Below are 25,733 nucleotides of genomic sequence, written 5' to 3'. Positions count from 1 at the left end.
TTCACTGTATTTTATTAAATGTTTAATCTAGAGAAAACACGGGGTAAAGTTTCGCTTATACAACAACTATAAAGATAAGAAAAGTTTCTAATGTAAATCATTTTTTATCTTAGTTTTATGTGCGATCGCTGCAAAAACACCAGAGTTTTTTGCAGAGATTGGTCTTATGAGCAACTTTATCCTAAATTTTCCAATGGGCTATTTATTACAACAGCCAAAATCTACGTTTTTTAGTGTAACTACATCAATCAATGAAGACTTCTTACGTTTTTCAGGCAACACTTATAACAGTAGCTGGTACCCTGTCAGCTTTAGCTATATCCGCAAGTGCTAAAGCTGCGACCCTTGTCGATTTAGAACTATCTTTGTTAGTTGATGTATCTGGAAGTATAAGTACTACTGAGTTCAACCTCCAAAAACAAGGTTATGTAGATGCTTTCGCCAACAGTAGTCTTTTCAATGATTTCATCTCCAAAGGAAATCTTGGAAAGATTGCTGCTAACTTAATCTACTGGTCTGGAGCAAATCAGCAACAAGAAGTTGTAGGTTGGACTTTAATCGATAGCGTGGCATCATTACAGAGTTTTTCTGATGCTATTAATGCGACTACTCGTCCCTTTAGTGGTAGCACTGCTCCTGGTTCTGCAATTAATTTTGCTACACCCCGCTTCTTTAATAATGACTTCGATGGTACACGCCTAGTTATTGACGTATCTGGTGATGGTGTTCAAAATGTGGGTGCTAATACAGCAGCTGCCAGGGATAATGCCCTAGCATCGGGTGTTGATGCCATCAACGGTATAGTAATTGGCGGGGGATCTGCACTGTTCAACTTCTATGACAATAACGTGAAGGGCGGTACGGGTGCTTTTGTTTTGTCAGCCAATAGCTTTGAAGATTTTGCTAGTACAATTGAACAGAAAATTCAGACAGAGATTAGTGTTCCTACTAATCCTCGATCAGTTCCCGAACCAGCTTCTCTAATTGGCTTACTAGGTCTAGGCGCTTTCGGTGTAACCACCAAGCTCAAGCGTATTCAAAAGCAGTCAGTTAAGTGCTGATCTAAATTTATTCCACTGCGTGTGTCATTTGTTAGTTGTCAGTTGTCAGTTGTTTTGGATCTGGTTTAATACCCCATCCCCTAGTGAGTGGTCTTAAATCAGTTATCAGTTATAAACCGCAATAACTGATAATTGTTTACCGTTCACTGTTCACTGTTAAAACATTTTTACTACTAACCACTGACCACTAACCACTGACAAAACTCCATTCCTTTATGGGTGGAGTTTTTATTATTCACTATTGGGACGAAAATTCGGCAGTTCTACCCATGCTAAAGACTTGCGTCCCTTGGGCGGACGCTCCGGATACACCACCGGCGACAATGATTGTGTTTCATTCGTCAATTCCTCAGATGACTCTTGAGGCAAATCAGTTTCTGACAGGTCTACCTGATTTGGTTGTGAAGTTGCTGAATAATCATTGTCCGGTTCTTCAATAGTCGTTTTGGTAACAGGTAAGGTGAATGAGACTGGTGAGTAATTTGTTGATGAAAGTGTAGATTCTTCCGCAGCTAAAGGAGTGGAGATAGTTTTAGGGGGATTTATTTCTTCTGCCGATGCTTCCAACGACTCTTTTGATAAAACTTCTGGTTCATCATCCTCCTCAAGAGTAGTTGCCCACGTCTCCCACAAAGGTGTTTCAGACTGGCTGATGTCTACAGTTGTGTCAAAGGTAGCCGATGACGACTCTGGCGATGCAGACTGAGAGTTGAAGAACATTTGAATTAGGCTATCCAATTGCTCATCTAATTTCGATGAACCCAGAGATGAAGTTATTTCTGGTGTATTTGGAGAGTCATCAGTTTCTGTTTCTGAAGATATATCTGGCTGAAAAGGGGTGGGTGTCTGTTCTTTTATTGGCCAGTTCCAAGGAGATGATGGGTGGGGAGGAGGATTATCGTTTCTTGGGGGTGTTGAGGAAGACCGATCCCAAGGATGATCTTGATTATTAGTCAAGGATTCTGGTTCTACTGACCACGGTCTAATTGGTTGCACATTGGGAAACAAAGACCGAGCTTTTTTAGAAAATCTCGTTTGGGGGCTGGCTGTGTGCTGGGAATTATTGCTTGTTTCGTCTAGAGACTCATCGCTAGGAACTGGTGTTTCTAAACATTTTTCTAAAGCCGCCTTAAATTGCAGAGTTTGGCGTTGTTGTCGCATCAGCCTAGTACGTAGCTCCCGACAAGCATTTTCTGATTGCAACACCTGCTGAGACTGTTCACTATAGTTCGTTTGCAGTAGCGCACATTCCCGTTCTAACTGGGCAAGACGTTGTTGACTAATTTGTAGTTGTGCTTTATGACTTTCAATAAAGATTTCTTGACGCTGTACAGTTTGTACAGCAGTTTCTAACTGTTGAAATAGGGATTTAATTTGTTCTTGCGCGGCAGCAAGTTCTTGAGTTTGTTGATTAAGCATTGACTCAGTAACGTTGGAGCGTCTTTTTTGCCACTGCAAAGCTTTTTCCGACTCAGCTAGGTCATCTTTAAGATGCTCTACTTGCTCATACAAGTCATTGTTAGCAGCACGTAACTCCTCATTCAATGCCAGTAGTTTTTGAAATTCAGCATTCATGAGGCTTTGCTGCTCATTGTCAGGCTCTGCAACCCAGTCCTTCTGGTTTGCATCTGGCGGGGATTGGTTAGCTCGCGTCTCGTGCTGTCCTTCTTCTGCCGGTTTTAGAAGTGGCAAGTTTGTCATTGCCGTATTTTCAGAAGGCATCACTGAGTAAAAGGGACAGCTCGCCTGCTCTGGTTGTAGCGAATTAGCAGAATTTGGGGATTCCATCACAGCCCTGTTGGTTGAGGTGTCAGCTTCATTCATCACTCTTGACCCGCCCGCATCATAGTATTTAGCAGTGCTAGCCTTAGCATCACTTAATACGTTCAATTAGGGGTTACTTTAGAAGCCAAGTTTGACTCTCTCTTACCATGAAGAATTAGTCATTAGTTAGTATTCCCTATTTTGCATCTATAACTGATGCCGTTATAACATTATGAGCTTATAGTCCGTCAACCTTCGGAATCATGGGGTTTTTTAGTTTAAATGCTACCAATATATCGGCTTCAGTACAAATGCTTAGCAAAGGTTTTATCCCGCTTAGCGTTGGTAAATACTTGTCTGGTAATAATTTATTGGCAGAAATTTACACGCTAGATAAACATTAGCGCTGTATACAATTTAGCAAACACTGGGCTTGGAAAAGAAACTAATTTGATACTAAGATTTACCAAGAGTATCAAGAGGCAGGCTTCGACTTCGCTCAGCCTACAGGGGGCAGGAATTTCTCTTTTTGTTTATTCTCTACCTCTATGAGTGATTCAAGAATCAAATCGGATTGCTCTATTATGGCAACCAACGGGGATGAAAGCCCACTAAAGGCAGTTTTTCAGGTCTGATTGTAGTAATTGCAGCATCAGCGATGGGTAATAGAGGCATTAACCACAAACTACTACTAGCGATCGCTTCTCCATCGTCAGTTTTCAAAACGCTTGCAGATGAAGCATTAGAATCTGTCTGTGGCATCACTTGATCAAATAACAAGCCCAAACCATCAGGCGATAAGCTCATTTGCACATTCCGCTGTTCGATGGGTAGTACCAGCAAAGGTTTTTGATCTCCTGTTTTGAGGTGGATTGCTACTACATAGGGCTGTTCTACATATTCTGCCTTCGATACTAGCTGAGTCAGTAAGCAGTAAAGGGTGGGTGAAGCAGGATCAAATTGACAATCGATAATGGAGCCTGTGGTTTTTAATAGTGGTTTCTGGATACCTTGGTTTGTTACCAAAAACAAATCTCGTGTGTAATCTGTGTTAAATTTTACCATCGCCGCTTGGGAGCCGTCTTTAGAGAACGCTTGCACCAGTCCAAACTGTGGTAAAAAATCTAAGGGTTTATTGGCATCGGTTTGTAGTGGTAAGATAGCTGCCCCTTGCCCTTGGGCAACTGCTACGGCTTTACTATCGGGTGTGATCATAAAATCTCCTCCAGGCTGGCTTTGCAGGCGTTGAGGAGTGGGTTTTGGAGCTGATTCATCGCTGATTACTGGCATAAACCACAGCCCAAAGTCGCCGGGATTAGCTCTGCTTCCTCGCTGAACTACGAGTGTTTCACCGTCTGGGGATAAGTCAAATTTCAGGTTTTGATAAGTTTTATTATCTAAAATCAGGTCAACTTTCCCAGCTGGTTCTGCTTGTTTTTCCGATTTTCCAGGAATACCTGTTGTCACTGTGTACAACTGAGCTGAAAGCAAGTCTTGGTTATTAGCAGCGCGAGCAGAAAATAAGATTTTTTCCCCATCTGGAAATGGCTTAAAATCCATCACAACCAAGTCTTTAGGGGTAAGTGTTCTTTTTTGTTCTTCAGTCAAGTTGTAGAGAATTAACTGCCCTTGGTTTTCTGGGTCTGCTCCTATGTAACTAATAACGCGATCGCGTGTACGAAAGTTACCTGCAAAGGGCTGCATTAGCAGATTTTTGTCTTCTTGCTTAGCAAAACTATCCTTAGCTCCCTGCAATTGCACTTTATAGTTTGTGCCATAAGGTGCTGGTGTTACTAGTGTATAAACCATTCGCCGCCCTGCCCAACTGAATTTACCTGCTAAAGGCGGCTCAATTTTCAAATTATCCTCTACGCTTTTTGTATCCATTGGCCGGCTAAAGGTGAGGGTAAAAGAAATATCCTCTGAGCCAATTTGTTGATTTTGCCAAGTAAAATCTCGGACACGAGCTGCCACTACATCACCTTGCAAAATCATAAATCCAATCAGCAGACTCAGCAGCAGCATTAAGGCGATCGCTATGCGATCCAATGGTTGGATAAGTACTTTTTTAGTCATTGGTTAGTTGTTAGTTGTTAATTGTCAGTTGTGAGCCAGTATGGTCTTGGGGGTTTCCCCCATGAGTAACTGGCGAACCCGTAAGGGTCAGTCGTCAGTTGTGTTTTGCTACTGACTGTTAACCATTGACTACTGACTAATAACTATAAGGATTCTGCGGTTGAGGAATTTTTTTGAGAGAGCTGGCAGCAATGGTAAGTTGGCGTTTACCTCCCAGTTCTTCGGTCGTCATTTGTCCTTCTACTTCCAGCCAAGTATCTGGAGAATAACGATCTTGATTATTTTCTAGTTTGACAGGTAATCCTACAGGGTAGGCATCTGCTGCACAGCAAGATAAGACAAATCGCGCCAAGAATAAATATTCTTTACCTAAATCTGGTGGGTGGATGACGAATCCCTGTACTTTAACTTTTTGTCCTGTATATGAATCTGGTTCTGGATAGACGTTAAGCGTGCGTACCCAGTCTACAAGCGATCGCTCCTCTGGGTTAACAGTCGCCCGAAAGGCTTGAGGTTTAATGCGGCTAGTTCCTAATAAATCAGTAGTCACACCCCGTTGCAGGGCTTTGTCGCTGGCAAAAACTTGCGGTGTAATAATGAAACCCAAAATTGCTGCGGTTAGCAGCAAACCACCACCCCAGCCAGGGGCAAACAAAGTAATATGTTGAACGTTTTGTACAGTGTTACGCCGTCGCCGTCGCCAAAGTTCTTGCGCTTTAAAGCCACTAATAATTAGCAAGCTAATACCACACACTATGACTAACCCAAAATAATTTGGGTGAATCAATAAGTTTAGTTTGCCAGTCAGCCAGTATCTCAACATCAAAATTCCCCAAGCTGTAATTGCTAGCACATCCAGCCAAGGGAGTAAGAGATTTGGGATTATTGTAGATTTGGGATTTGGGTTAGCCATTAGTCAAAAATCAATATAGCGCTTTGTAGGGAACAGAGGTTAGGGACTAGGGGCTAGAAAGATTTACTTACTCTATTGATGTGAAAACCGCCATAGTCAGAAGTCAATAATTTAGACATTGGAATGTTGACTAATTTTTAAAGGACGTGCAAGTTGATGAAAAGAGTGAACAAAAATGTCAATTGTGCTGCTAAAGCAAATAAGTAAAAAATAGTTCTGGGTTTAAAAATGGATAACATCAAACCAACACTTTTGATGTCAATCATTGGCCCAAATACCAGAAACGCCAACAAGGAACCAGTGCTAAAAGTTGAGGCAAAAGATAAAGCAAAGAATGAATCGACTGTAGAGCAAATTGATACTACTACAGCTAATATCAGCATAGTTACGATTGAGCTAATAGGGCCAGCACCTAAACTCAGGATCAAATCACGAGGAGCTAGCACTTGAATAGCAGCAGCGATCGCACTTCCTATAATCATTACTGCTCCCAATTCTCGTAATTCTTGGATACTGTTATCCACCAGTAAACGCAGTTTATCGGCCAATGGTTTACGAGGATTAGAGTTTGAGGTATTTGCCTCGATTAAATTAGTTTCAATTCGCGTGGGAAAGCCTGCTTTTCCTCCTAAAATATAAGTCCCAGATTGCAATAAACTAGGTTCAGTTGCTGCCTGTTGTACTTGGTAACGTCTACCGCGTCCTTTAGTTGTAGGTTGCGCTGGGGGATTAAATTTTAGATAGCGAGCGATCGCAGGTTGAACGATGGGATTTAAGTCTTTTTGAAAACTGAAAACAAAACCGATGATTGTGGCGATTGATAGGGAAAATACCACTCTTAAAACTACTATTTCTGGCTGATCTCGAAATGCCGTCCAAGTTGCCCAAATTACAATTGGGTTAATTGTTGGTGCTGCTAGTAAAAAACCAATTGCCACAGGCGTAGGTACTCCCTGCATTAAAAATCGCCGCGCTACTGGCACGTTACCACACTCACACACCGGAAATAAAAAGCCGATCATACTACCGACTAAAGCGCCCAACAGCGGATTTCTAGGCATTCTTTCTACTAATTTGCGCTCATCAACAAAAAACAGCAGCACACTAGAGAATAAAACCCCAAGCAGCAAAAACGGCATCGCCTCGACTAGCAGACTCAGAAATATCGTGAAACCATTTTTCAGTTGATTCATGGGTGTCGCAGTCAAAAGCGGTTTGAAGTTTTTAAGTTATGCCTAGTCATTCTATCGAAATGGGGATCAAAAGCATGTATGGACAGCACAGCATCATTTAAACATTAAATCGGTATGAAATTTGTAGTTATGCTTTAGCGCTAATGAGCGACAGTAAGTCATGGATAGTCATTTTACCTGAGTGCATTTACTGATGATCATTATTTCTAAGATTGTCTCATTTCCGAAATAGTTCCTAGTTATGGGAATTAAACATTTGTCAGCGTAACGTTAATTGCTTAATATTTATACTGATTTATACTGACTTTGGACTGAGTATTTAGGATGTTATCTTCCACGTATTTTCATAAACTATTCATAGTTATTAAACATTGGGGGATCGTTTTTGGTCTACTAGCAATTGTGATTTTAACTATTTTTTAGCAAAATTGAATATGAGCTTTGGTTGATTTTTGTACTACATAATTTCTCAAACTGCAAGTATAAAACGAAATAAATACAATAAAAGGGAACAGGGAATGGACAACAGGAGAGAAGTATGGTTTTCTCCCCTGGGGAGATGATGCGCGATCGCACAGCCAAGCGCGAGTCTGCGAGTGTCTAAGGTTTCACACCTGATGCTTCAAGTCGGCAGAACCCTTCTCCTATCGCAGCGGTAGCGACGCTCCTAACGTCGCTACCGCTGCGAAGATCGCCAGTTGCCAGGGGCGGGAAACTTACATCTTGCACCTAGCCCTAGCGATTAGAAATCGCGGCTATACAAACGAAGTCCCTTTGGGTTCGCCAGTCGCCTGCGGAGGGGAACCCTCCCGCAGCGCTGGACTCACCGCCTACGCGGACTAAGACAAAATCAAAGCTTTTCAACCTGCGGAGGTAGCCTTCCCTCCGGGAAGCCGCTACGCGTCCTGTCTGTGTAGCCGCGACTGTCTAGTAGTCTGCCAACCCAAAAATGCGCTTGTGAGGGCTGGGGAAAGGGGAAAGGGAAAAGGGTAAGGGATTTAAACCCTTTCCCCCTTCCCCCTTACCCTTTACCCCGCCAAGTTCCCTTGGCGTACTACTAGTGCAAGATATAAGGAAACTCACGGCCCAACGCAGTGGCTGCCCTTGAGAGCAACTAAAGTGTACTGAGTTTTTTTCCAAAATCAAATATGAGTCTCATGGCAGAAGTTAAAATATTAGGTTATTGCTTACCAGTGTTTGTATAAATCAGGGTCTCCAGTGCCACAAGAATTTAATTCCCTCATATCACCGCCATTTTTATCTCTGGGTAGCGATCGCGATCTCGGTTTAGAATCAACTCTCCAAGAATTGCCAATGTACACCTTTGAGGTGGAAATAAGTTGTACAGGCACCGAAGTTGCTCATTATTTGGAAAAATATTCCATGCTACCGGGAGCAATATTGCTAGAACAGGGACAATTCATCGGGATGATTTCCCGGCGGCGATTGCTGGAGTTTTTAATTCGCCCTCGTGGACAAGAGTTATTTACTCAAGAAAATTTGGGTGTCCTCTACAGTTATGCGCGTACAGCTATTGTGTTGCTTCCTGAAACAACCTCAATTTTGACAGCGATGCAACATACTTTGAGGAGGCGATCGCCCGAACTTTTAGCAGAACCAATTGTAGTGCAAACATCTGCCAATAACTACAGATTATTAGATATGCATGACTTGAATCTTGCTTCGTGGCAAATTCAAGGAATAGAAACCCAGGTGCGGTATGAACGCAGCCAAGCGCAAATGATTCAAAATGATAAAATGGCAAGTCTGGGGCGCTTAGTTGATGGAGTAGCACACGAAATTTTAGACCCAGTTGGATTTATTTGGGGTAACTTAACTTACGTCTCCAACTATAGTCAAGACTTACTGAAGCTAATAGCTGCTTACGAGCAAAATTTAGCTCATAGATCAGAAGAAATTGAAAATCTTAAAGAACAGATTGAATTTGATTTTTTAGAACAAGATTTGTCAAAGGCACTTACTAGTATCCGCACCGGAGCAGAAAGATTAAAAAAACTTGTCGCCAGTTTACAAAATTTTTGTCATATCGACGAAATTTATCCCAAACCAGTAGATTTACATGCTTGTTTAGATAATATTGTTTTATTAATTAAAAGCCGTTTAAAAGGAGAAATTGAAATCATCAAAAACTACGGCAAACTACCACCCGTTTCTTGCTTCATGGGTCAACTCAATCAAGTATTAATGAATCTTTTTGGTCAAGCCGTAGATGATTTGCTTGATGAAGCTGCACGACAACAAGTTAATTCCGAGTCCAATAAAACTCTTACAAAACCGCAAATTGAGGTGACGACAAAAGTCATATCTCAAGAAGCAACTAAACCAAATGCACCAGATTCACGCTGGGTTTCAATTTGCATTGCTGATAATGGTTCGGGAATATCTGAGGAGTTACAGCAGCAAATTCAAGAATCTTTTTCGGTAGAAAAACGGGCTGACAAAGAAACTAGTTTAGCGGTTAGTTATCGAATTATTACCGCAAGACATGGCGGTAAATTTAATTTGCGATCGCAAGTTGGTAAAGGTACTGAATTTGAAATATTATTACCCTTAGTTTAATTAAATCAGGACTTACGCAAAATATCTCTCAAACTCTCATTTCTCAGTGTCATCTGTGCCTCTGCGGTTCGTTATTCCATAAATAGTGCGTAAAGTCCTATAAATAAATTGCTAGCTATTTTAAAGATAATGACGACGGGCTGAATGTCGTAAATAGCGATAAATTAACCATGCTAAAATTGCAAAACCCAAATTTATCAGCAAGCGGCTAAGTATAAACCATAAAATATCAGGGTAAAAAAGCTGCGACGGACTCAAAGGGCTGAGGGTTTGTGCTAAAAGAAACAACCCAAAAATAGCATTTCCCCCCAGAATTAAAGCAAATATGACTAAACCCCGCTGCCAATAACGGTGCTGTGACGTATACCCAGAGATTAAGATAGTAGGACGTTTGCCTTGCACTTTTCGCAATAACTGCTCCATTCGCCAAAACATCCACAACAAAAATGGAAATAAACCATAACTAAGAAAACGTATTGGTGTCGAATAACCCCAAGCACTAGAGAGAACGTTCACTAAAGCATGGCAAATTACTGAATTTATCCAAGCTTTAGGAATCAATTTCCTATCTTGGTGTAACCGCATTGTCGAAGAAATATATATTCCTAAAGCATATCCCCAAGGGGCAGAGAACATGGCGTGGACTGGCGTACCGATAATCCGATCAAGAACTGATGCTGTTCCGTGGAAAAGGTAAATCCAGTTTTCTTCGGCGGTGAATCCCAGAGCAACGGCTATGGTAAATAAGAAGATACTACTAGAACGTAGTCGATATTTGCGTTGAAGAACACAGGTAGGAACAACAACCGCTACCAATTTGCAGCCTTCTTCAATCGGCCCTACTTCCACAAGCTGCCGCAAAATAATACCAGAAAGCGAATATTTGGTATTTTGCCAATTAACAACCCAGTTGGCTACAGTTTCAAACACCCATTCTAAGCCGAGGGCAGCAAAACCAGATATAGCCCCAAAAATAAATAACAAAACCAACCTCAACCAGGAGGGGGCAAACTGAACACGGCAATAATAAAAGCCTAAAAACAACAGTGGTGGAATTGCTGCCCACAGGACTAAAGAGACATCAGCCACTCACTTGAGCAATTACAGTGCGATGACGAGGGCTATTGCTGGTAATCGTGGGGGTCTGAAAACCTGCCTCAATCATAGTTTGCTCAATGTCCAAAGCAAAATACTGGTCTAAATAAGGTTCCGTACTTTTGAGCAGTGTCAAAATGTAAGGCGGCATTTTTGTGTACGCTTCAGCCTGAGGATTCATATCCATGATTGCCAAAGAACCACCCGGACGTAATACACGCCGTGCTTCAGCAAAAATTTTTTGGGTTGCTAATTGTGGTAATTCGTGACAAACCAGAAAAATGGAGACTAAATCAAATGAGGCGTTTGGTAGCCCAGTAGATTCAGCCGTAGCATGAACCCAGTCGATTTTAGTTTGACGCTGTTGGGCGCGGTAGTTAGCAACGGCTAAGAAATAGGGAGATAAGTCTAAGCCTGTAATTTTGGCGTGGGGATAAACTTCTTGCAGAGCAAAGGTACTTAACCCTACACTACAACCCAAATCCAAGATATCTTGTGGTGTATGAAGAAGAGAGCTTTTGAGGATATCGTGGTAACTTTGGCGTAGTTTGGCATCACCTTGGGCGTTAGCACCTTGCCAAATTTTAGCGTGAACAGCATGAGCAGCAGGTTCTACCTCAAAAGCAGCTTGCCAGCTGAGATTTCCGGTTTCATAGGCGTGAAACGAAGTGAGATAGTAATCTGGGTAGGAAATCTCAGGATTTTGGACTTGAGCTAAATCATTTGCCCAATCTAGTGCTTGTAATTTCTGTACTTCTTTCGTCCAAGGTACGCCAATTTTTTCGGCGCGTTTAATCATCATTTGTCGGGCTTGGTGCTTGGCTAGGTTGGCTAAGGGTTTGATTGCCAAAATGCCATTTACTAAGCGAGAAGCTAAGTTAGGAGAGGTTTGTACAGCAGCGGTCATAAGTTTGCGTGAACAGTCTTTTTTACTTATGACATAATTTCTGCAAGCTAGTCTAGAAGCAAATTAAATTGCTTAATGGCAGCTTGCATCTGCTTCCACCTAGAAAATGTGAAGGTTTTTGAGTTTCAGGAGAGGCTAATCACACTATTGTCTCAATACATCTTCATCAAAGGGATTCATCCTAGACTGATAAGATTTGGTTACTCAGCAATATCTATCTCATAGGAGTTGGTAAAAAGTTGAGTGCCATTTAAAAAAAAATTACAACTAACTTCTTTTATAGTCAATTATGGCAAGAGCAAGAAGAAGAGCGAGTGGATTTCTCAGAGACTTTCAGGAATTTGCCCTCAAAGGTAATGTAGTCGATTTAGCGATCGCTGTCATCATTGGTACTGCTTTTGGCAGGATTGTCACTTCTTTGGTTGAAGATGTGATTATGCCATTGGTTAACCCTTTGATTGCTGTAGGAGGCAAAGACTGGAGAACAATCACAATTGGCCCAGGAATTGCTATTGGTCAGTTTTTCGGGGCTATAGTTGATTTTGTGATCATTGCCCTGATCTTATTTTTGGCAATCCAAGCTTTACAAAAATTCAAAAGGCAAGAAGAAGTCGTCGACGAACCCCCACCAGAGCCTAACCTTGTAGCTCAAGAAAGACTGACTAACGCATTAGATAGGCTGACGTGCACGTTGGAATCTCGCAATACCCAAGTTTAGGGACTGGGGAGCAGGGGATGAACAATCTTGGGAAAAGGTTAAAGGGTAAAGGGTAAAGGATGAGGAAACAAATCCTTTCCCCCTTACCCCTTTCTCTTTACCCTTCTTCCCCATGCCCTACTTTGCAGTAGTCGGTTTAAGAGCCAACAACATTTCCAATTGACTGATAGACTTATCGGGGCTAGTGGCAGTAGCACTAAAACCACGAATCGAACTTAAGACAGCGCTGGCTTCAGGTGAAATAGGTTGCCCTTGTGCTGCAAAACGGGTTACTAAAGATACGGTTTTATCCATGTCTAGGTAGAAGTAGCCACCGTTGGGTTTTTGTAAAGAACTAGTTACAGCTTTGAAGGTGTCGCTATTGTCAAGAGATGATTTTTTGGCAACTGTTAGGGACTCAGCAACGGGGCCTCCAATTGCCAAAAAGATGGTGTCTTGATCTAGCCAACCGTGGGCTAATAAGGCTCCTTGTTGGGGTATTTGCCATTCAGTAACATTTTTGCCGCCGATATTTCTTTGAGCAACGTTGATATTTTGTGTTTTGGCCAGATTATCCAGTTTAGTAAAAGTGGCTTCCGCAGTTTTGCGATCGCCTGTATCAAATACTAATGCTCCCCCAAAACCCAAACTTGCTAATACACCTTGATTAGATGGAACAGCACCAAAGGCAAATTCCCCATCCATCCACCCAAAAATATCTTTATCCAAGTCAAGATTGACAAATTTTAGTTGTCCTCGCACCTGTTCGAGTGCTTGTTTAAATTCTGGATAATCTTTTGATTGTTCTACTAAGGATGTCCAGCCACGGCTGATGCCATTGCCGCTAATCAAAGCAAAGGTATCTACAGGAAACTGGCCGACAATATTGGCGGGAGTTGTTTGATACTGAAATTTATTGAGTTGCGGATCTAAATTGGCGATCGCTTTTAGCCGCACTCCGGCATCATCCACGCCAACACCTGCAACCACAGATTTGATTTGTTTCAACTGTGACAAGGTTTGTGGAGGCAGCTGCTTGGCTTGGGGACTGGCGGCGATTAATTGCTGTACCATGCCGGCATAATCTGGTACGTAAATTTGGGCAAGAGTATTTTTTACATCTACATTTTTACTCAAAATACTATTTGCACCTTCTTTACTAGCAAAAGAGGGCTGTCCTTTAAAGGTGTCAATGGCATTTTCTACAGCTTGCTTTTCGGGAGCCAATACCAAATGACTATTATTTAAAACTACGCTATATGTTGGTTTACCATTTTCTATGGTTTCTGTAATTTTTTCGCCTTTATAGTCAGATTCCTGGCTTTTGACGTTTTTCTGTTCTTTGAGTTTTTTAGCAAAATTCAAAGCGCTAATTTTGTCCTTAATCCCCACTACCATAAGGATCTTCGGTTCTGGCTGTGATGGGATAACAGGATTCGCTTCCTTAGAAGACTCATTTAATTGTGCGGGTTTAGTTGGGTTTGGCGGTAGCATTGCAAACATCAAACCACCAACCCAAGGTTTTATATCTTTTTCATAAGAAATATCACTACCCTTAAACATATCCTGATTCAAGTCTTCTAGACCTTTTGTCAGTAACTTTTGGGCTTCTGGAGTGCCAAACTGCTGCAAATTTGACCAAGCTTGCTGGTCAGTTGTGATGTAAGTTGCCATGATTGCTGTTGAAGGTACTAATTTAGCACTGCCGAGAGCGTCTGAGATATCACCAGCAGGCCCTTTCAAATACATGTAAGCAACTACACCTCCTGTCACCAAGACAGCAGTACCGATCACAGGAATTAAAAACTTTGATTTACGTTCAGGCATGGTTGTGTCCTCTTTTCCTCAAATTGTCACCGAGGTTAGTAAAAACGTCATTATAGAATTCTCGGAATTATTCTCAATCGCTACTCATTTACTGGTATTTACTGAGAAATTTAGTAGTTATACACAAGATGACTCAAAAAGTACTTCAATGCGGTTAGGAGTAAATCCGTAAATGATAGACCAAAAAAGTAGCGTGCTTGGAGCTGGCAAGCTATCCTAGGATATTTAAGGTCAAAAAAAGCGTAGAAAAATTAGGGCAGAAATTCCATAGATAAATTCAGATAAACCAGATAGCGTTATTTTTTTTAAATACATCCAGCAAGATTTTTCACGGATTAAAAAGGTCAGTAAACATCAATGTCGCACTCTTATTTTGATACAGAGAATAACGGACACAAATCTTTTGAACTACCAGGAGCGAAACCACACTACAATCCCGATCGCCCCGGACAGGTAGAGCATATTTTTCTTGACCTCAGCTTGGATATTCCTAACCAGAGTTACCACGGTACTTGCAGTATCCGCCTATTACCTGTCCGTAATGGTATTGACCGCTTAACTTTGGATGCTGTCAATTTGAATATCCAGTCTGTACAAGTAGACGAGGTGGCGCAAAACTTTGATTACGATGGCGAACAGCTGACGATTCAACTTGCTCAACCAACTCAAATTGGTAAAAGATTGTTGATTGCGATCGCCTACTCGGTCGAAAAACCCCAGCGCGGTATTTACTTTATTCAACCAGACAAACACTATCCCCATAAACCCACCCAAGTCTGGACTCAAGGAGAAGACGAAGACTCGCGTTTTTGGTTTCCCTGCTTTGACTACCCAGGACAACTATCTACTTCTGAAATTCGCGTTAGTGTTCCCAAACACTTAGTTGCCATTTCTAACGGCGAACTAATTGATACTCAAAAAGATGGCGATCGCAAAATCTATCACTGGTCACAACAGCAAATTCATCCTACTTATTTAATGACTTTAGCAGTAGGTGACTTTGCGGAAATTCGTGATGAATGGCAAGGAAAACCAGTCACCTACTACGTAGAAAAGGGAAGGGAGGAAGATGCTAAACGCAGCATGGGCAAAACTCCCCGCATGATGGAATTTTTGAGTGAAAAGTATGGCTATCCATACCCTTTTCCCAAATATGCCCAAGTTTGTGTTGATGACTTTATCTTTGGAGGAATGGAAAACACTTCCACAACTCTATTAACCGATAGATGTTTGCTAGATGAACGCGCCGCTTTAGATAATCGCAACACCGAAAGTTTAGTTGTTCACGAATTAGCGCATCAGTGGTTTGGTGATTTGTTGGTGATTAAGCACTGGTCACATGCTTGGATAAAAGAAGGAATGGCTTCCTATTCTGAAGTGATGTGGACAGAACATGAGTATGGGCAACAAGAAGCCGCATATTATCGGTTATTAGAAGCTCGTAGTTATTTGAACGAAGATAGCAGCCGCTACCGTCGGCCAATGGTAACGCACGTTTACCGAGAAGCCATTGAACTTTATGATCGCCACATCTATGAAAAAGGGTCTTGTGTCTATCACATGATCCGGGCAGAATTAGGAGAAGAGTTGTTTTGGCAGACAATTCACACATTTGTGCAGGATAATGCCCACAAAACCGTCGAAACAATAGACTTATTACGGGCAATTGAAAAAGCAACTGGGCGTAATCTCACCTTCCTTTTTGACCAGTACGTTTATCGTGGCGGTCATCCTGATTTTAAAGTTGCCTACTCTTGGGATGCAGATGCTAAGTTAGCAAAAGTGACAGTAACTCAAACCCAAGTCCCAGCAGACAAAAATGGTAGTAAGGAGTTATTTGACTTAAAAATTCCCATTGGTTTTGGCTACACCCAACAGGGACAAGCAGCGCCACTCCAAACTTTTACTGTACGGGTACATGAAAAAGAACAAAGCTTTTACTTCCCCCTAGCAGAAAAGCCCCAGTTTATTAGCTTTGATGTGGGGAATCATTTCTTAAAAACTGTGTCTTTGGAATACCCAGTACCAGAGTTGAAAGCACAGTTAGAATTTGACCCTAACCCAATTTCTCGCATCTATGCAGCAGAAGCTTTAGCAAAAAAAGGTGGGTTAGAAGCAACTAAAGCCTTATCAGCATCGCTGAAAAACGAATTATTTTGGGGTGTACGGATTGAAGTAGCGAAACAATTAGCTCAAGTTAAATTGGATCAAGCCTTTGATGGATTAGTTACTGGGCTGAAAGATCAAAATGCTCTGGTGCGGCGCGCTGTAGTGGAAGCACTAGCTCAAATCAAAACTCATGAAAGTTATAAAGCTGTAAAAGGACTGTTGCAGGACGGTGATCCCAGCTACTACGTAGAATCAATGGCTGCTCGTACCATTGGGTGTATTGCGGCTGCTAATTTAGACGAAAAGTCCAAAGAAGAAAAAGTTCTCAAACTGCTGAAATCTGTTTTAGAAGAAAAGGCAGGTTGGAATGAAGTGGTGCGGAGTGGTGCAGTTGCAGGTTTAGCTGAACTCAAAACCTCTGAAGCAGCTTTAAATTTGCTACTCGAATACACCAGACTTGGTGTCCCGCAACCGCTGCGTCTATCTACAATCCGAGCTTTAGGCAAGATTTCTGTAGGTCAAAGTCCAGTCAATTTAGAACGAATTTTAGAGAAATTAGCCGAATTAGCCAAAGAAACCTTCTTTTTAACCCAAATAGCAGTAGTTGCAGCCTTGGGACAAATGGAAACTCCCAAAGCAATGGGGATTTTGCGGTCGCTAGCTGACCAAACGCCAGACGGGCGTGTCCGGCGCTATGCTGATGAATCAATTGCGAACGTGCAAAAGAACGTGGGTACAGAAAGCGCCTTGCGTTTGTTGCGCGAGGAACTCAATCAACTCAAACAACAAAACCAAGAATTGGTCAGCCGCTTAGAAAATTTAGAAGCTAAATCTAAAACTACTACATCTTAGTGCATTACGGCGTAAATCAATCTACCATCCAGGGTGGGGTGTTTTATCCCGCCCTATTGGTGATTTAATGGTTAAATTTGACTTCTTTGACAGCTTTGGCATTGTGACAAAGCAAAATTACGCAGCGATCGCTACATTAGAGATATAGAAAAACTCCTAATACTCTCTGCGCCTCTGCGTCTCTGCGTGAGTCAAACCAGCCCCTAATCATAACAATACCATTGCAAATATTTATTTGTGACTTCTAAAAAACTATGAGTACAACTGTCAACATTTCTCAAAACCCCTTACTCAAAGGCTCCGGCTTACCTCCCTTCACAGAGATTCAGCCAGAGCAAGTAGTACCAGCCTTTAAAGAATTATTGGCGGAACTCGACCAACAATTAACCAGCTTGGAGGCTAATCTCCAACCTACTTGGAGTGGTCTAGTAGAACCTCTAGAAGAACTAACAGAACGATTAACTTGGAGTTGGGGCGTAGTCAACCATTTAATGGGTGTGAAAAATAGCCCAGAACTACGCGAAGCTTACGAAACAGTCCAGCCAGAAGTAGTGCATTTTGTCAATAGGCTTGGTCAAAGTCAACCCATTTATGATACTTTCAAGAAACTGCGCGCCAGTGAACAATGGGATACTTTAGAATCTGCCCAACAGCGAATTGTGGAAGCTGCCATCCGTGATGCTGAACTTGCTGGTGTTGGCTTACAAGGAGAGGCACGGGAACGTTTTAACGCTATTCAAATGGAATTGGCAGAACTTTCTACCAAGTTCTCTAATCATGTATTAGATGCCACCAAAGCTTTTAGCCTAACTCTCACAACCAAAGCAGAAATTGAGGGTTTACCCGATAGCCTACTCAGTCTGGCGGCACAAGCTGCCCGTGCTGCTGGGTCAGAAAATGCCACACCCGAAAATGGCCCTTGGCGCATCACTTTAGATATTCCCAGTTATGGGCCTTTCATGCAGCACAGCACCCGTCGTGATTTGCGCGAACAGCTTTACAAAGCTTATATAACTCGTGCCTCATCTGGTGAGTTAGATAATAATCCGCTAATTCAACGCATTTTGGAGTTACGGCAAGAATTAGCCCATGATTTATTAGGTTTTGAGAATTTCGCTGAGTTGAGCTTAGCTAGTAAAATGGCTCCCAACGTTGAGGCGGTCGAGGCACTGTTAGAAGAATTACGTCGCGCCAGTTACGATGCAGCTACCAAAGATTTAAAAGAACTCAAAGCTTTTGCAGCTACCAAAAAAGCAGCAGAAACTGAAGATTTACAACACTGGGATATTAGTTTTTGGGCAGAACGTCAACGAGAAGAAAAATTTGCCTTCACCGCCGAAGAATTACGTCCTTACTTCCCCCTCCCTCAAGTTCTGGATGGTTTATTTGGACTTGTGCAGCGGCTATTTGGTGTTACTGTGACTTCTGCCGATGGCCAAGCCCCAGTCTGGCATAAAGATGTGCGTTATTTCCAAATTGCTGATGAAACTGGTAGCCCCATAGCCTACTTCTATTTAGATCCTTACAGCCGACCAGCCGAAAAACGCGGTGGTGCTTGGATGGATGTGTGCATCAATCGCAGAAAAATGACTGAGAATGGTGTACCTAGTACCCGTTTACCTGTGGCATATTTGGTCTGTAACCAAACTCCCCCAGTAGACGATAAGCCAAGTTTGATGACTTTCTATGAAGTAGAAACTTTGTTCCACGAGTTTGGTCACGGTTTGCATCACATGCTAACTAAGGTAGACTACCCTGGAGCAGCAGGCATCAACAATGTAGAATGGGACGCGGTAGAACTACCCAGCCAGTTCATGGAAAACTGGTGCTATGACCGACCTACTTTGTTTGGCATGGCTAAGCACTATGAAACTGGTGAACCTTTACCAGAACATTATTACCAAAAATTGCTAGCGGCACGTAATTATATGAGTGGTAGCAGCACATTGCGGCAAATCCACTTTAGTAGCGTTGATTTGGAACTGCATTGCCGTTATCGCCCAGATAGTGATGAAACTCCCGCAGATGTGCGCCATCGCATTGCTAAAACTACTACTGTTTTGCCACCACTACCAGAAGATGCTTTTTTATGTGCTTTCGGACACATATTTGGTGGTGGTTATGCCGCAGGTTACTACAGTTACAAGTGGGCAGAAGTATTGAGTGCTGATGCTTTTGCAGCTTTTGAAGAAGCTGGGTTAGAAGATGAAGAGGCAATCAAAACTACAGGTAAGCGCTATCGAGATACAGTACTGGCTCTCGGCGGTAGCAAGCATCCAATGGAGGTGTTTCAATCCTTCCGGGGTCGTGAACCAAGTACGGTTTCTTTGCTTAAACACAATGGCTTATTAGCAAACAGCAACTGATAACTGTAGTAGTCTATTTGTAGTCAGGACTTTAGTTATTATTTTGCAAGCACTAAAGTCTTGACTATACATTAACAATCAAAGGAGGAAGCGATCGCTTAATTACAAACTAAAATCAGAAAGTACGACTTTTGATGATTGACAAAAAGATGATTCAATTATAGTCTAACCACAATTCATCAAAAAATATATAGAATTATGGCGACAATTGCTACCAAGAATGAAGTTATTACCGTAATCATCATTTTCTCAGTCAAGCCAGAACAACAGCAAGAATTAATAGATGCGATCGCTGAATTTGTAGAGATAGTCAAGCAACAACCTGGTTTTGTTTCTGCCAATATTCATAAAAGTATTGATGGCTTAAAAGTCGCTAACTATGCCCAATGGCAAAACCAAGCAGACTACAATAGCTTTATTAATAATACTGAATTACAAGCAAAAGCAGCCAAACTGAGAGAATTTAATCCACCAGATATTCATATTTATGAAGTGGTTATTTCTGAGTCTAAACAAGGCATACCAAAAATTCGACAAGGGCAATACATAACTCATTTTGCGGAATTTCGGATGCCGCTAGAGAATCAACCGCGCATGATAGAACTGGCAAAAGAAAACGTTGGCAAAGCAATGGAGTTACCAAGCCTGATTTCAGCAAATTTTCATCGCAGTCTTGATGGCACTCGTGTAATCAATTATGGGCAATGGCTGGACAGAGAAAGTATCGAAAACCTCAAAAAACAGCCAGGATTTGGCAAAGACTTTGAATATTGGGAAGGTATTGCCGAAAACGAACATCATCTCTACGAAGTTGTTTTGACTGTACCCAATGATTAGTAATGCTTTATTGTCTAGTATTGAACAATATACGAGCATATATTTGATGGACAAAAGACTCAATCCATTGCAGATATTCCATGTTGGCAACTACAGCTGTATTATTATGTTCTGCACCCGGAACCAAAATCAGTGTCTTTGGTTCAGGAGCAGCAGCATATAGTTTTTGGCTCATGAAAGATGGGACAGTAGAATCGACAGTACCATGAATAAATAAAACTGGCACTTTCAAATGTGGTACTTTTTGAATCGACTCAAACCGCTGATTAAGAATTAAATCGACGGGAAATATCTGAAATAAATTTCGATAAGAGATTAAATCACGGATAGAAGTAAAAGAACTTTCTACAATCAATCCGGCTGCTTCTGGGTGTTTGAGCGCCAAATCAATGCCTATTGCACCCCCTAGAGAATGTCCGTAAATCACAATTTGGCTTGGTGGAATCTGCTGCTGTTTTACTAGGTAGTTCCAAGCTGTAAATGCATCCTGATAAACGCGCATTTCATTAGGAAAATCACCTTCACTGCGACCATACCCCCGATAATCAATCAGCAAAACCGAAAATCCTAATTGATGAAACCGATTGGCATGAGCTAAATTAGCGCCAATATTGATCCCGTTACCGTGCAGATATAACAAAACCTTGGCATCGGGTTGGTTGGACTTAAGCCACCAACCGTGCATACGCTCCACTTTACCTGAATCCACTGGTACAGGCAACCAAACCTCTTCGTAGGGGATATTGAAAAACTCTGGTGTTTTTTCAATCACACTGGAGGGAAAGAAGATAAATCTCGGTTGCTGCACAAAAAGAAATAGACAGATAGCAAAATAAGCGATCGCTGCAACTATACTGACCCATAGTAGTAGCTGGAACCATAATTGTATTATAATTTTCATTTTGTTGATGATCATGCACAACATTTTATACTTTTATAAGTATTGTTAAGGACAGTAATTATTAATTAGTCAAGCAATATTGGTGTTTTCAAATTAAAATTAGACTATTCAAACGATTTAGCAAGATAGTAGAAATATTTACATTACTTAAACAATTTAACTAGCATATAGTAAAAATAATAACTACCGGGAGAAGAACGTGAATCTCTTAAATGAGGCTCAAACCGAGCAATTAAAGGAAATAAGTCAATATTTACTGCGAGTTAGACAAGAAAAATCTATACGTATAGAAGAAGTAGCAGCAAAAACACATATTCAAAAAAATTGCTTACAAGCTTTAGAAACAGGTCACTTTGAAGAACTACCTGAACCTGTTTATGTCCAAGGATTTATTCGTCGCTACGCAGATGCCTTAGGGCTGGATGGTACTGCTTTAGCAAACACTTTCACAATTAATGTTGTACCTCCATATACCAACACCAGTCCTAATAATAGTCAAAATTTAGATAAAAGAGCAAAGATCCATATACCTCTTTTCATACCCTACGCTTTATTACTAATAATTGCCGCCATCGGACTCATCTACATACTCAATCCTCGACTGATAGTCGATTTTGTAACCAAGCAACAAAATTCAATCGCTACTTCTACTCAAAAAACAGCACCGTCATCTGAATCTTCGTTGTCTGAGCTTGAATCCCAGACTCAGCAACAAAATTCAATACCCACCCCTAGACAGATAACAGCGCCATCACCCGAATCTCCATTGGCTTTAGAACCTTTTATAAGCACAACAAATCAAAATGTCGAAGTCACTTTAGAACTTCAAGGTAAATCATGGCTGAGAGTGCAAGTGGATGGCAAGACTGAATTTGTCGGCGAATTAACAAAGGGAGAACGGAGAACTTGGACGGCAAAAGAACAGTTGATTATACGCTCTGGTAATGCTGGTGCTGTGTTGATTTCTGTTAACAATCAACCAGCAATACCTTTCGGGGATGCTGGCGCTATTAAAGAAGTTACATTTACTCCAGAAGTGAATAATTAATCAATAATCAACTGTTAATAGTCAATAGCCAGAGGACTTAAATCACACAAGCCAGGGTATAAAGTGCGGTATCCTATTTTCCTCTTAGATTGGTACTACCAACACTGGTGGTTATGTCAAGATTAAGATGAGGACTTAGGCAAATAATACAATGTTAGGAAAATTACTAGACGGGCGTTACCAAGTCCTCCAGGTCTTAGGTGGAGGAGGATTTGGTCAAACATACATTGCTCAAGACACCCATCGGCCTGGTTTCCCTAAGTGTGTTGTCAAGCACCTTAAACCTGTTACTCACAACCCGGAATTTCTCCAAACCTCTAGACGGCTATTCACTAGTGAAGCAGAAACTCTAGAAGAACTGGGACACCATGACCAAATTCCTCGGCTTTTAGCCTATTTCGAGGATAACCAAGAGTTCTTTTTAGTACAAGAGTTTATTAAAGGGTATGCTCTGACAGCAGAACTGTTACCAAATCGGCCTTGGACAGAAGACCAAGTAATTCAACTTCTGCAACAGGTTTTGGGAATCCTGGAGTTTATTCACAGTCACAAAGTCATCCATCGAGATATCAAGCCAGAAAATATTATCAGACGGCAGCAAGATGGGAAGTTAGTGCTAATTGACTTTGGCGCAGTCAAGCAAGTCCAAACTCAATTACTCTCAGCTCCAGGACGCACAGAAACTACCATTGCGATTGGTACACCAGGATATATGTCCACAGAACAGGGACGAGGCAAACCGCGTCCTAACAGCGATATTTATTCTTTAGGTGTTATTAGTATCCAGGCACTGACAGGATTACATCCCAGGCAGCTTGAGGAAGACCAGAATACAGGAGAAATTCTCTGGCAGCATTTGGCTACTAGTATAAGTTCTGATCTAGCATCTATACTCTCTAAGATGGTGTTACATCACTTCAGGGAACGCTATCAATCTGCAACTGAAGTTTTAGAGGAACTTGGGCAAATTGATGCTGTTGCGAATAGGGCATTCACTCAAGTAGAATTACCTCCGACACAGTTTTTTCCACAGAATGCAACTGTATATTCGCCTGGTTATATTCTGTCGCCAACACAATACAATAAACTCGAAAAAATGCTTTTGGAATTTGTTGGTCCCGTAGCCCCAACATTATTACGAAAAGTTAAAGCATCAGCATACAGTTATGAAGAATTAATAAATAATTTGGCCATTCACCTGACAGAATATCAACAAACTAAGTTTAAGAAACAAGCAACTTTATTATTTGAAGAATCTACAGAGCAATCAATAAATATAAGCAATTTACCAATAACAGAAATCACAATTATCAATGATAGTTTTGTACATCAGTGTGAGCAAGAATTAGCTAATGTTATCGGGCCTATAGCTACTTTTCTTGTCCAAAAAGCTATAAAAAATTCTCCACAAACTTCTCGCACCGAACTTGTGCGAACTTTGGCTGGCCATATTAGTGACCCTCAACAAGCCGGGCAGTTTCAGCAGCGCTTACTTGGTTAGAATTTAAATTTATAAAATCAATTATTTTGTTGATTAAGTATATCCATAGCTATTTTTAAACTAGATTTCATCCGATTAAAAGCTGCTGCTAACCCACCTATCTCATCATGAGATTTTTCATCAAAATCAGCACTCATATCACCAGTACTTACTTTTTGAGCTATCTTTTCTATTTTTCTAATCCGTTGAATCACAGTTTTTTTAATCAAAAAGTTAATTAAAAGAATGACTATAGCAAAGATAGTAATTAATAGCCCCATAATCAACAGCCAACTTTGGTGGGCATTCTGAAAAACATCTTCGGAAGGAACAGAAATGGTTTGGGCAGCAATAATTTCATTGAGTTGCCAACCAAAACCATTTTTTGTGCCATAAGTTGTTAATTGACTCTTGGGAGCTTGATCTGGTGTGGAATGGCATCGCAGACATTTTTGTTCTGTAATGGCTAGTGGGCGCGCGATGTAAAATACTTCGCCTTCAGGCAATGTGCGAAAGCCAGAAAGTTCTTTAGTCTTGGGTTCGTTACGAAAGCGCTCTACAAGTTTAGTTTCAAAACTGTCAGCTTTATCCCGCAAATTAGTGGGATTAAGAGTTGCTTCTTTATAAAGAAAATTTTGATATTCTTCGTTCTTACGAAAAGTTTCAAATACTTCTGTTGCTGAAAAGGCTGGTACTGTCTCTGGAATGAACACTGATTCGGTTTCTAACCTAGGTGCTAATAAGGGGTTCACCTTATTTTGGGTATAATTTCTGACTGAATTCATCGTTTTAATCAGAATTTGCGCTTGAGAGGTTACTTCATTTTGCGCTCTTTGTTCAAGTACTCTAGATAGAATAGCACCACTCACAAAAATGCTAACTAAAAAAACTAACATCAAAATTAAGTTAAATTTAGTACCTATTTTTAAGTTTTTTAACATATTATTGTGATAATAAAAGTTTACATACGAAATTAGCATCTATACTGTATTTAAAAAATGTTTATAGATACTGTTCAAAAAATTAAGAAATATTAATTTCTTAGGGTAAGATAATTAGGCTTTAATTCAGTTTAGCCTATCTAGATTAACCCTGATCACAGGATTATTTATTTAACCAAAATTTAGTGATGTCTTGGAAATTTTCACGTCGTTTGTTTATTTTACAGTTGTTATATTGGACAGTTGCTAGCTGCAAACCAACACCAAAATCTGAAGGCGTATTAACCATTGGTGTCCTCAATTATGGTGGGGACGAAGAAATAATTAATCGATATGCTAAATTTAATAATTACTTGGCTGAAAAAACAAAAGCACGCGTTCGGCTAGAGCCTGCTTTTAATGAAAATAAAGCGATTGAGCGCTTGGAGTCTCAAGCGTGGTCATTAGTATTTGCGCCGCCGGGGTTAGCAGCTGTGGCGATCGCTCGTTACAAATATATACCTGTGTTTCCTTTAGTAGGTGTCAGTAATTTGCGCTCAGTATTAGTTGTTCGCCAAGATAATCCAATTCAGGAATTAAAACAACTACAAGATCAAACAGTTGCTTTAGGTCAACAAGGTTCAGTCACAGGATATTACTTACCTCTTTACAACCTTTATGGGTTAACACTAGCTGAGATATTATCTGCACCTACACCTAAAACCGTTTTGGAATTGGTAGCTGAAGGCAAAGCCACTGCTGGAGCTGTCTCTGTAGCAGAGTTGGATCTCTACAGTCCACAGTTACAGCAGGCTCAGTTCCGTATCCTCTACACAGATCCTCATTATGTTCCACCTGGTGTAGTTTTAATTGGATCTACTGTTGAACCTAACCGTCAAAAATATATCCGCAAAGTCATGAGTGAATTTCCTGCGGTTTTAGCTCAAGAAATCGGGTACGTACCCAATGGGCAAGTACCAGATTATAAATACATGATGGATGTAGTGGAACGCGTAAAACTAATTGCTCCCCAATTGCAAAACAAGCCTGTTCGCTTATTTTGAAGTGGGCATGGGGCATGGGAAAGAAGGGGTAAGGGGGAAAGGG

The 25,733-nt window shown here is 41.1% G+C and carries 18 protein-coding genes; 9 read left to right on the top strand and 9 right to left on the bottom strand.

What is annotated here, in order from left to right; all coding sequences use genetic code 11:
- Positions 1–251 precede the first annotated feature (251 nt).
- Positions 252–1,061: a DUF1194 domain-containing protein gene (locus I8751_RS17845; RefSeq protein WP_214440465.1), complete on the top strand. Its 810-nt coding sequence runs from the start codon at positions 252–254 to the stop codon at positions 1,059–1,061.
- A 231-nt stretch (positions 1,062–1,292) separates the two neighbouring features.
- Here the strand turns inward: I8751_RS17845 and I8751_RS17840 are convergent, their stop codons facing one another.
- The 4 genes from I8751_RS17840 to I8751_RS17825 form a co-directional block, all read right to left on the bottom strand.
- Entirely contained in the window at positions 1,293–2,885 is a 1,593-nt protein-coding gene (locus tag I8751_RS17840) for a hypothetical protein (RefSeq protein ID WP_214440464.1), read from the bottom strand.
- A gap of 522 nt (positions 2,886–3,407) precedes the next feature.
- Positions 3,408–4,901 (bottom strand): Ig-like domain-containing protein, encoded by a 1,494-nt coding sequence (locus I8751_RS17835; RefSeq protein WP_214440463.1) that lies wholly within the window; start codon positions 4,899–4,901, stop codon positions 3,408–3,410.
- 136 nt (positions 4,902–5,037) lie between these two features.
- A complete protein-coding gene (locus tag I8751_RS17830) occupies positions 5,038–5,814 on the bottom strand; it encodes a TIGR03943 family putative permease subunit (protein WP_214440462.1) in 777 nt (258 codons plus the stop codon).
- Positions 5,815–5,951: 137 nt separating this feature from the next.
- Positions 5,952–7,007 (bottom strand): permease, encoded by a 1,056-nt coding sequence (locus tag I8751_RS17825; RefSeq protein WP_214440461.1) that lies wholly within the window; start codon positions 7,005–7,007, stop codon positions 5,952–5,954.
- Positions 7,008–8,225: 1,218 nt separating this feature from the next.
- On the opposite strand from I8751_RS17825, the gene I8751_RS17820 reads away from it, so the two are divergent.
- Positions 8,226–9,587 carry a sensor histidine kinase gene (locus I8751_RS17820; RefSeq protein ID WP_214440460.1) on the top strand — a complete coding sequence of 454 codons (1,362 nt, stop codon included), beginning with the start codon at positions 8,226–8,228 and terminating at the stop codon, positions 9,585–9,587.
- A 120-nt stretch (positions 9,588–9,707) separates the two neighbouring features.
- Here the strand turns inward: I8751_RS17820 and I8751_RS17815 are convergent, their stop codons facing one another.
- A complete protein-coding gene (locus I8751_RS17815) occupies positions 9,708–10,676 on the bottom strand; it encodes a PrsW family intramembrane metalloprotease (RefSeq protein WP_214440459.1) in 969 nt (322 codons plus the stop codon).
- On the bottom strand, positions 10,669–11,589 hold the full coding sequence (locus I8751_RS17810; protein ID WP_214440458.1) for a class I SAM-dependent methyltransferase: 921 nt from the start codon (positions 11,587–11,589) through the stop codon (positions 10,669–10,671). The genes I8751_RS17815 and I8751_RS17810 overlap by 8 nt, the downstream gene beginning before the upstream one ends.
- Positions 11,590–11,878: 289 nt before the next feature.
- Between I8751_RS17810 and mscL the strand changes: the two genes are divergently transcribed.
- On the top strand, positions 11,879–12,307 hold the full coding sequence (mscL, locus tag I8751_RS17805) for a large conductance mechanosensitive channel protein MscL (RefSeq protein ID WP_214440457.1): 429 nt from the start codon (positions 11,879–11,881) through the stop codon (positions 12,305–12,307).
- Between the two features lie 117 nt (positions 12,308–12,424).
- Here the strand turns inward: mscL and I8751_RS17800 are convergent, their stop codons facing one another.
- Positions 12,425–14,113, bottom strand: a complete 1,689-nt coding sequence (locus I8751_RS17800) for a DUF3352 domain-containing protein (RefSeq protein ID WP_214440456.1) — start codon at positions 14,111–14,113, stop codon at positions 12,425–12,427.
- Positions 14,114–14,470: 357 nt separating this feature from the next.
- Between I8751_RS17800 and I8751_RS17795 the strand changes: the two genes are divergently transcribed.
- From I8751_RS17795 to I8751_RS17785, 3 genes are all read left to right on the top strand, one after another.
- A complete protein-coding gene (locus I8751_RS17795; RefSeq protein WP_214440455.1) occupies positions 14,471–17,074 on the top strand; it encodes a M1 family metallopeptidase in 2,604 nt (867 codons plus the stop codon).
- 254 nt (positions 17,075–17,328) lie between these two features.
- Positions 17,329–19,440, top strand: coding sequence for a M3 family metallopeptidase (locus I8751_RS17790; protein WP_214440454.1), 2,112 nt, complete (start codon positions 17,329–17,331; stop codon positions 19,438–19,440).
- Positions 19,441–19,638: 198 nt separating this feature from the next.
- Positions 19,639–20,277, top strand: coding sequence for an antibiotic biosynthesis monooxygenase family protein (locus tag I8751_RS17785; RefSeq protein ID WP_214440453.1), 639 nt, complete (start codon positions 19,639–19,641; stop codon positions 20,275–20,277).
- Positions 20,278–20,284: 7 nt separating this feature from the next.
- Here the strand turns inward: I8751_RS17785 and I8751_RS17780 are convergent, their stop codons facing one another.
- Entirely contained in the window at positions 20,285–21,178 is an 894-nt protein-coding gene (locus I8751_RS17780; protein WP_225894225.1) for an alpha/beta hydrolase, read from the bottom strand.
- A 199-nt stretch (positions 21,179–21,377) separates the two neighbouring features.
- Here I8751_RS17780 and I8751_RS17775 point away from each other — a divergent pair, with 199 nt between their 5' ends.
- Positions 21,378–22,226, top strand: coding sequence for a helix-turn-helix domain-containing protein (locus I8751_RS17775; RefSeq protein WP_214440451.1), 849 nt, complete (start codon positions 21,378–21,380; stop codon positions 22,224–22,226).
- Between the two features lie 151 nt (positions 22,227–22,377).
- Positions 22,378–23,727 (top strand): serine/threonine-protein kinase, encoded by a 1,350-nt coding sequence (locus I8751_RS17770; protein WP_214440450.1) that lies wholly within the window; start codon positions 22,378–22,380, stop codon positions 23,725–23,727.
- Between the two features lie 17 nt (positions 23,728–23,744).
- Here I8751_RS17770 and I8751_RS17765 read toward each other — a convergent pair whose 3' ends face one another.
- Positions 23,745–24,647 (bottom strand): c-type heme family protein, encoded by a 903-nt coding sequence (locus tag I8751_RS17765; RefSeq protein ID WP_214440449.1) that lies wholly within the window; start codon positions 24,645–24,647, stop codon positions 23,745–23,747.
- 188 nt (positions 24,648–24,835) lie between these two features.
- On the opposite strand from I8751_RS17765, the gene I8751_RS17760 reads away from it, so the two are divergent.
- On the top strand, positions 24,836–25,690 hold the full coding sequence (locus I8751_RS17760; protein WP_214440448.1) for a phosphate/phosphite/phosphonate ABC transporter substrate-binding protein: 855 nt from the start codon (positions 24,836–24,838) through the stop codon (positions 25,688–25,690).
- The last annotated feature ends 43 nt before the right edge of the window (positions 25,691–25,733 follow it).

The organism is Atlanticothrix silvestris CENA357, assembly GCF_016056295.1.
Taxonomy (GTDB): Bacteria; Cyanobacteriota; Cyanobacteriia; order Cyanobacteriales; family Nostocaceae; genus Atlanticothrix; species Atlanticothrix silvestris.
The sequence above is the reverse complement of the archived record's forward strand: the minus strand, read 5'-3'. Positions and strand labels throughout refer to the sequence as shown.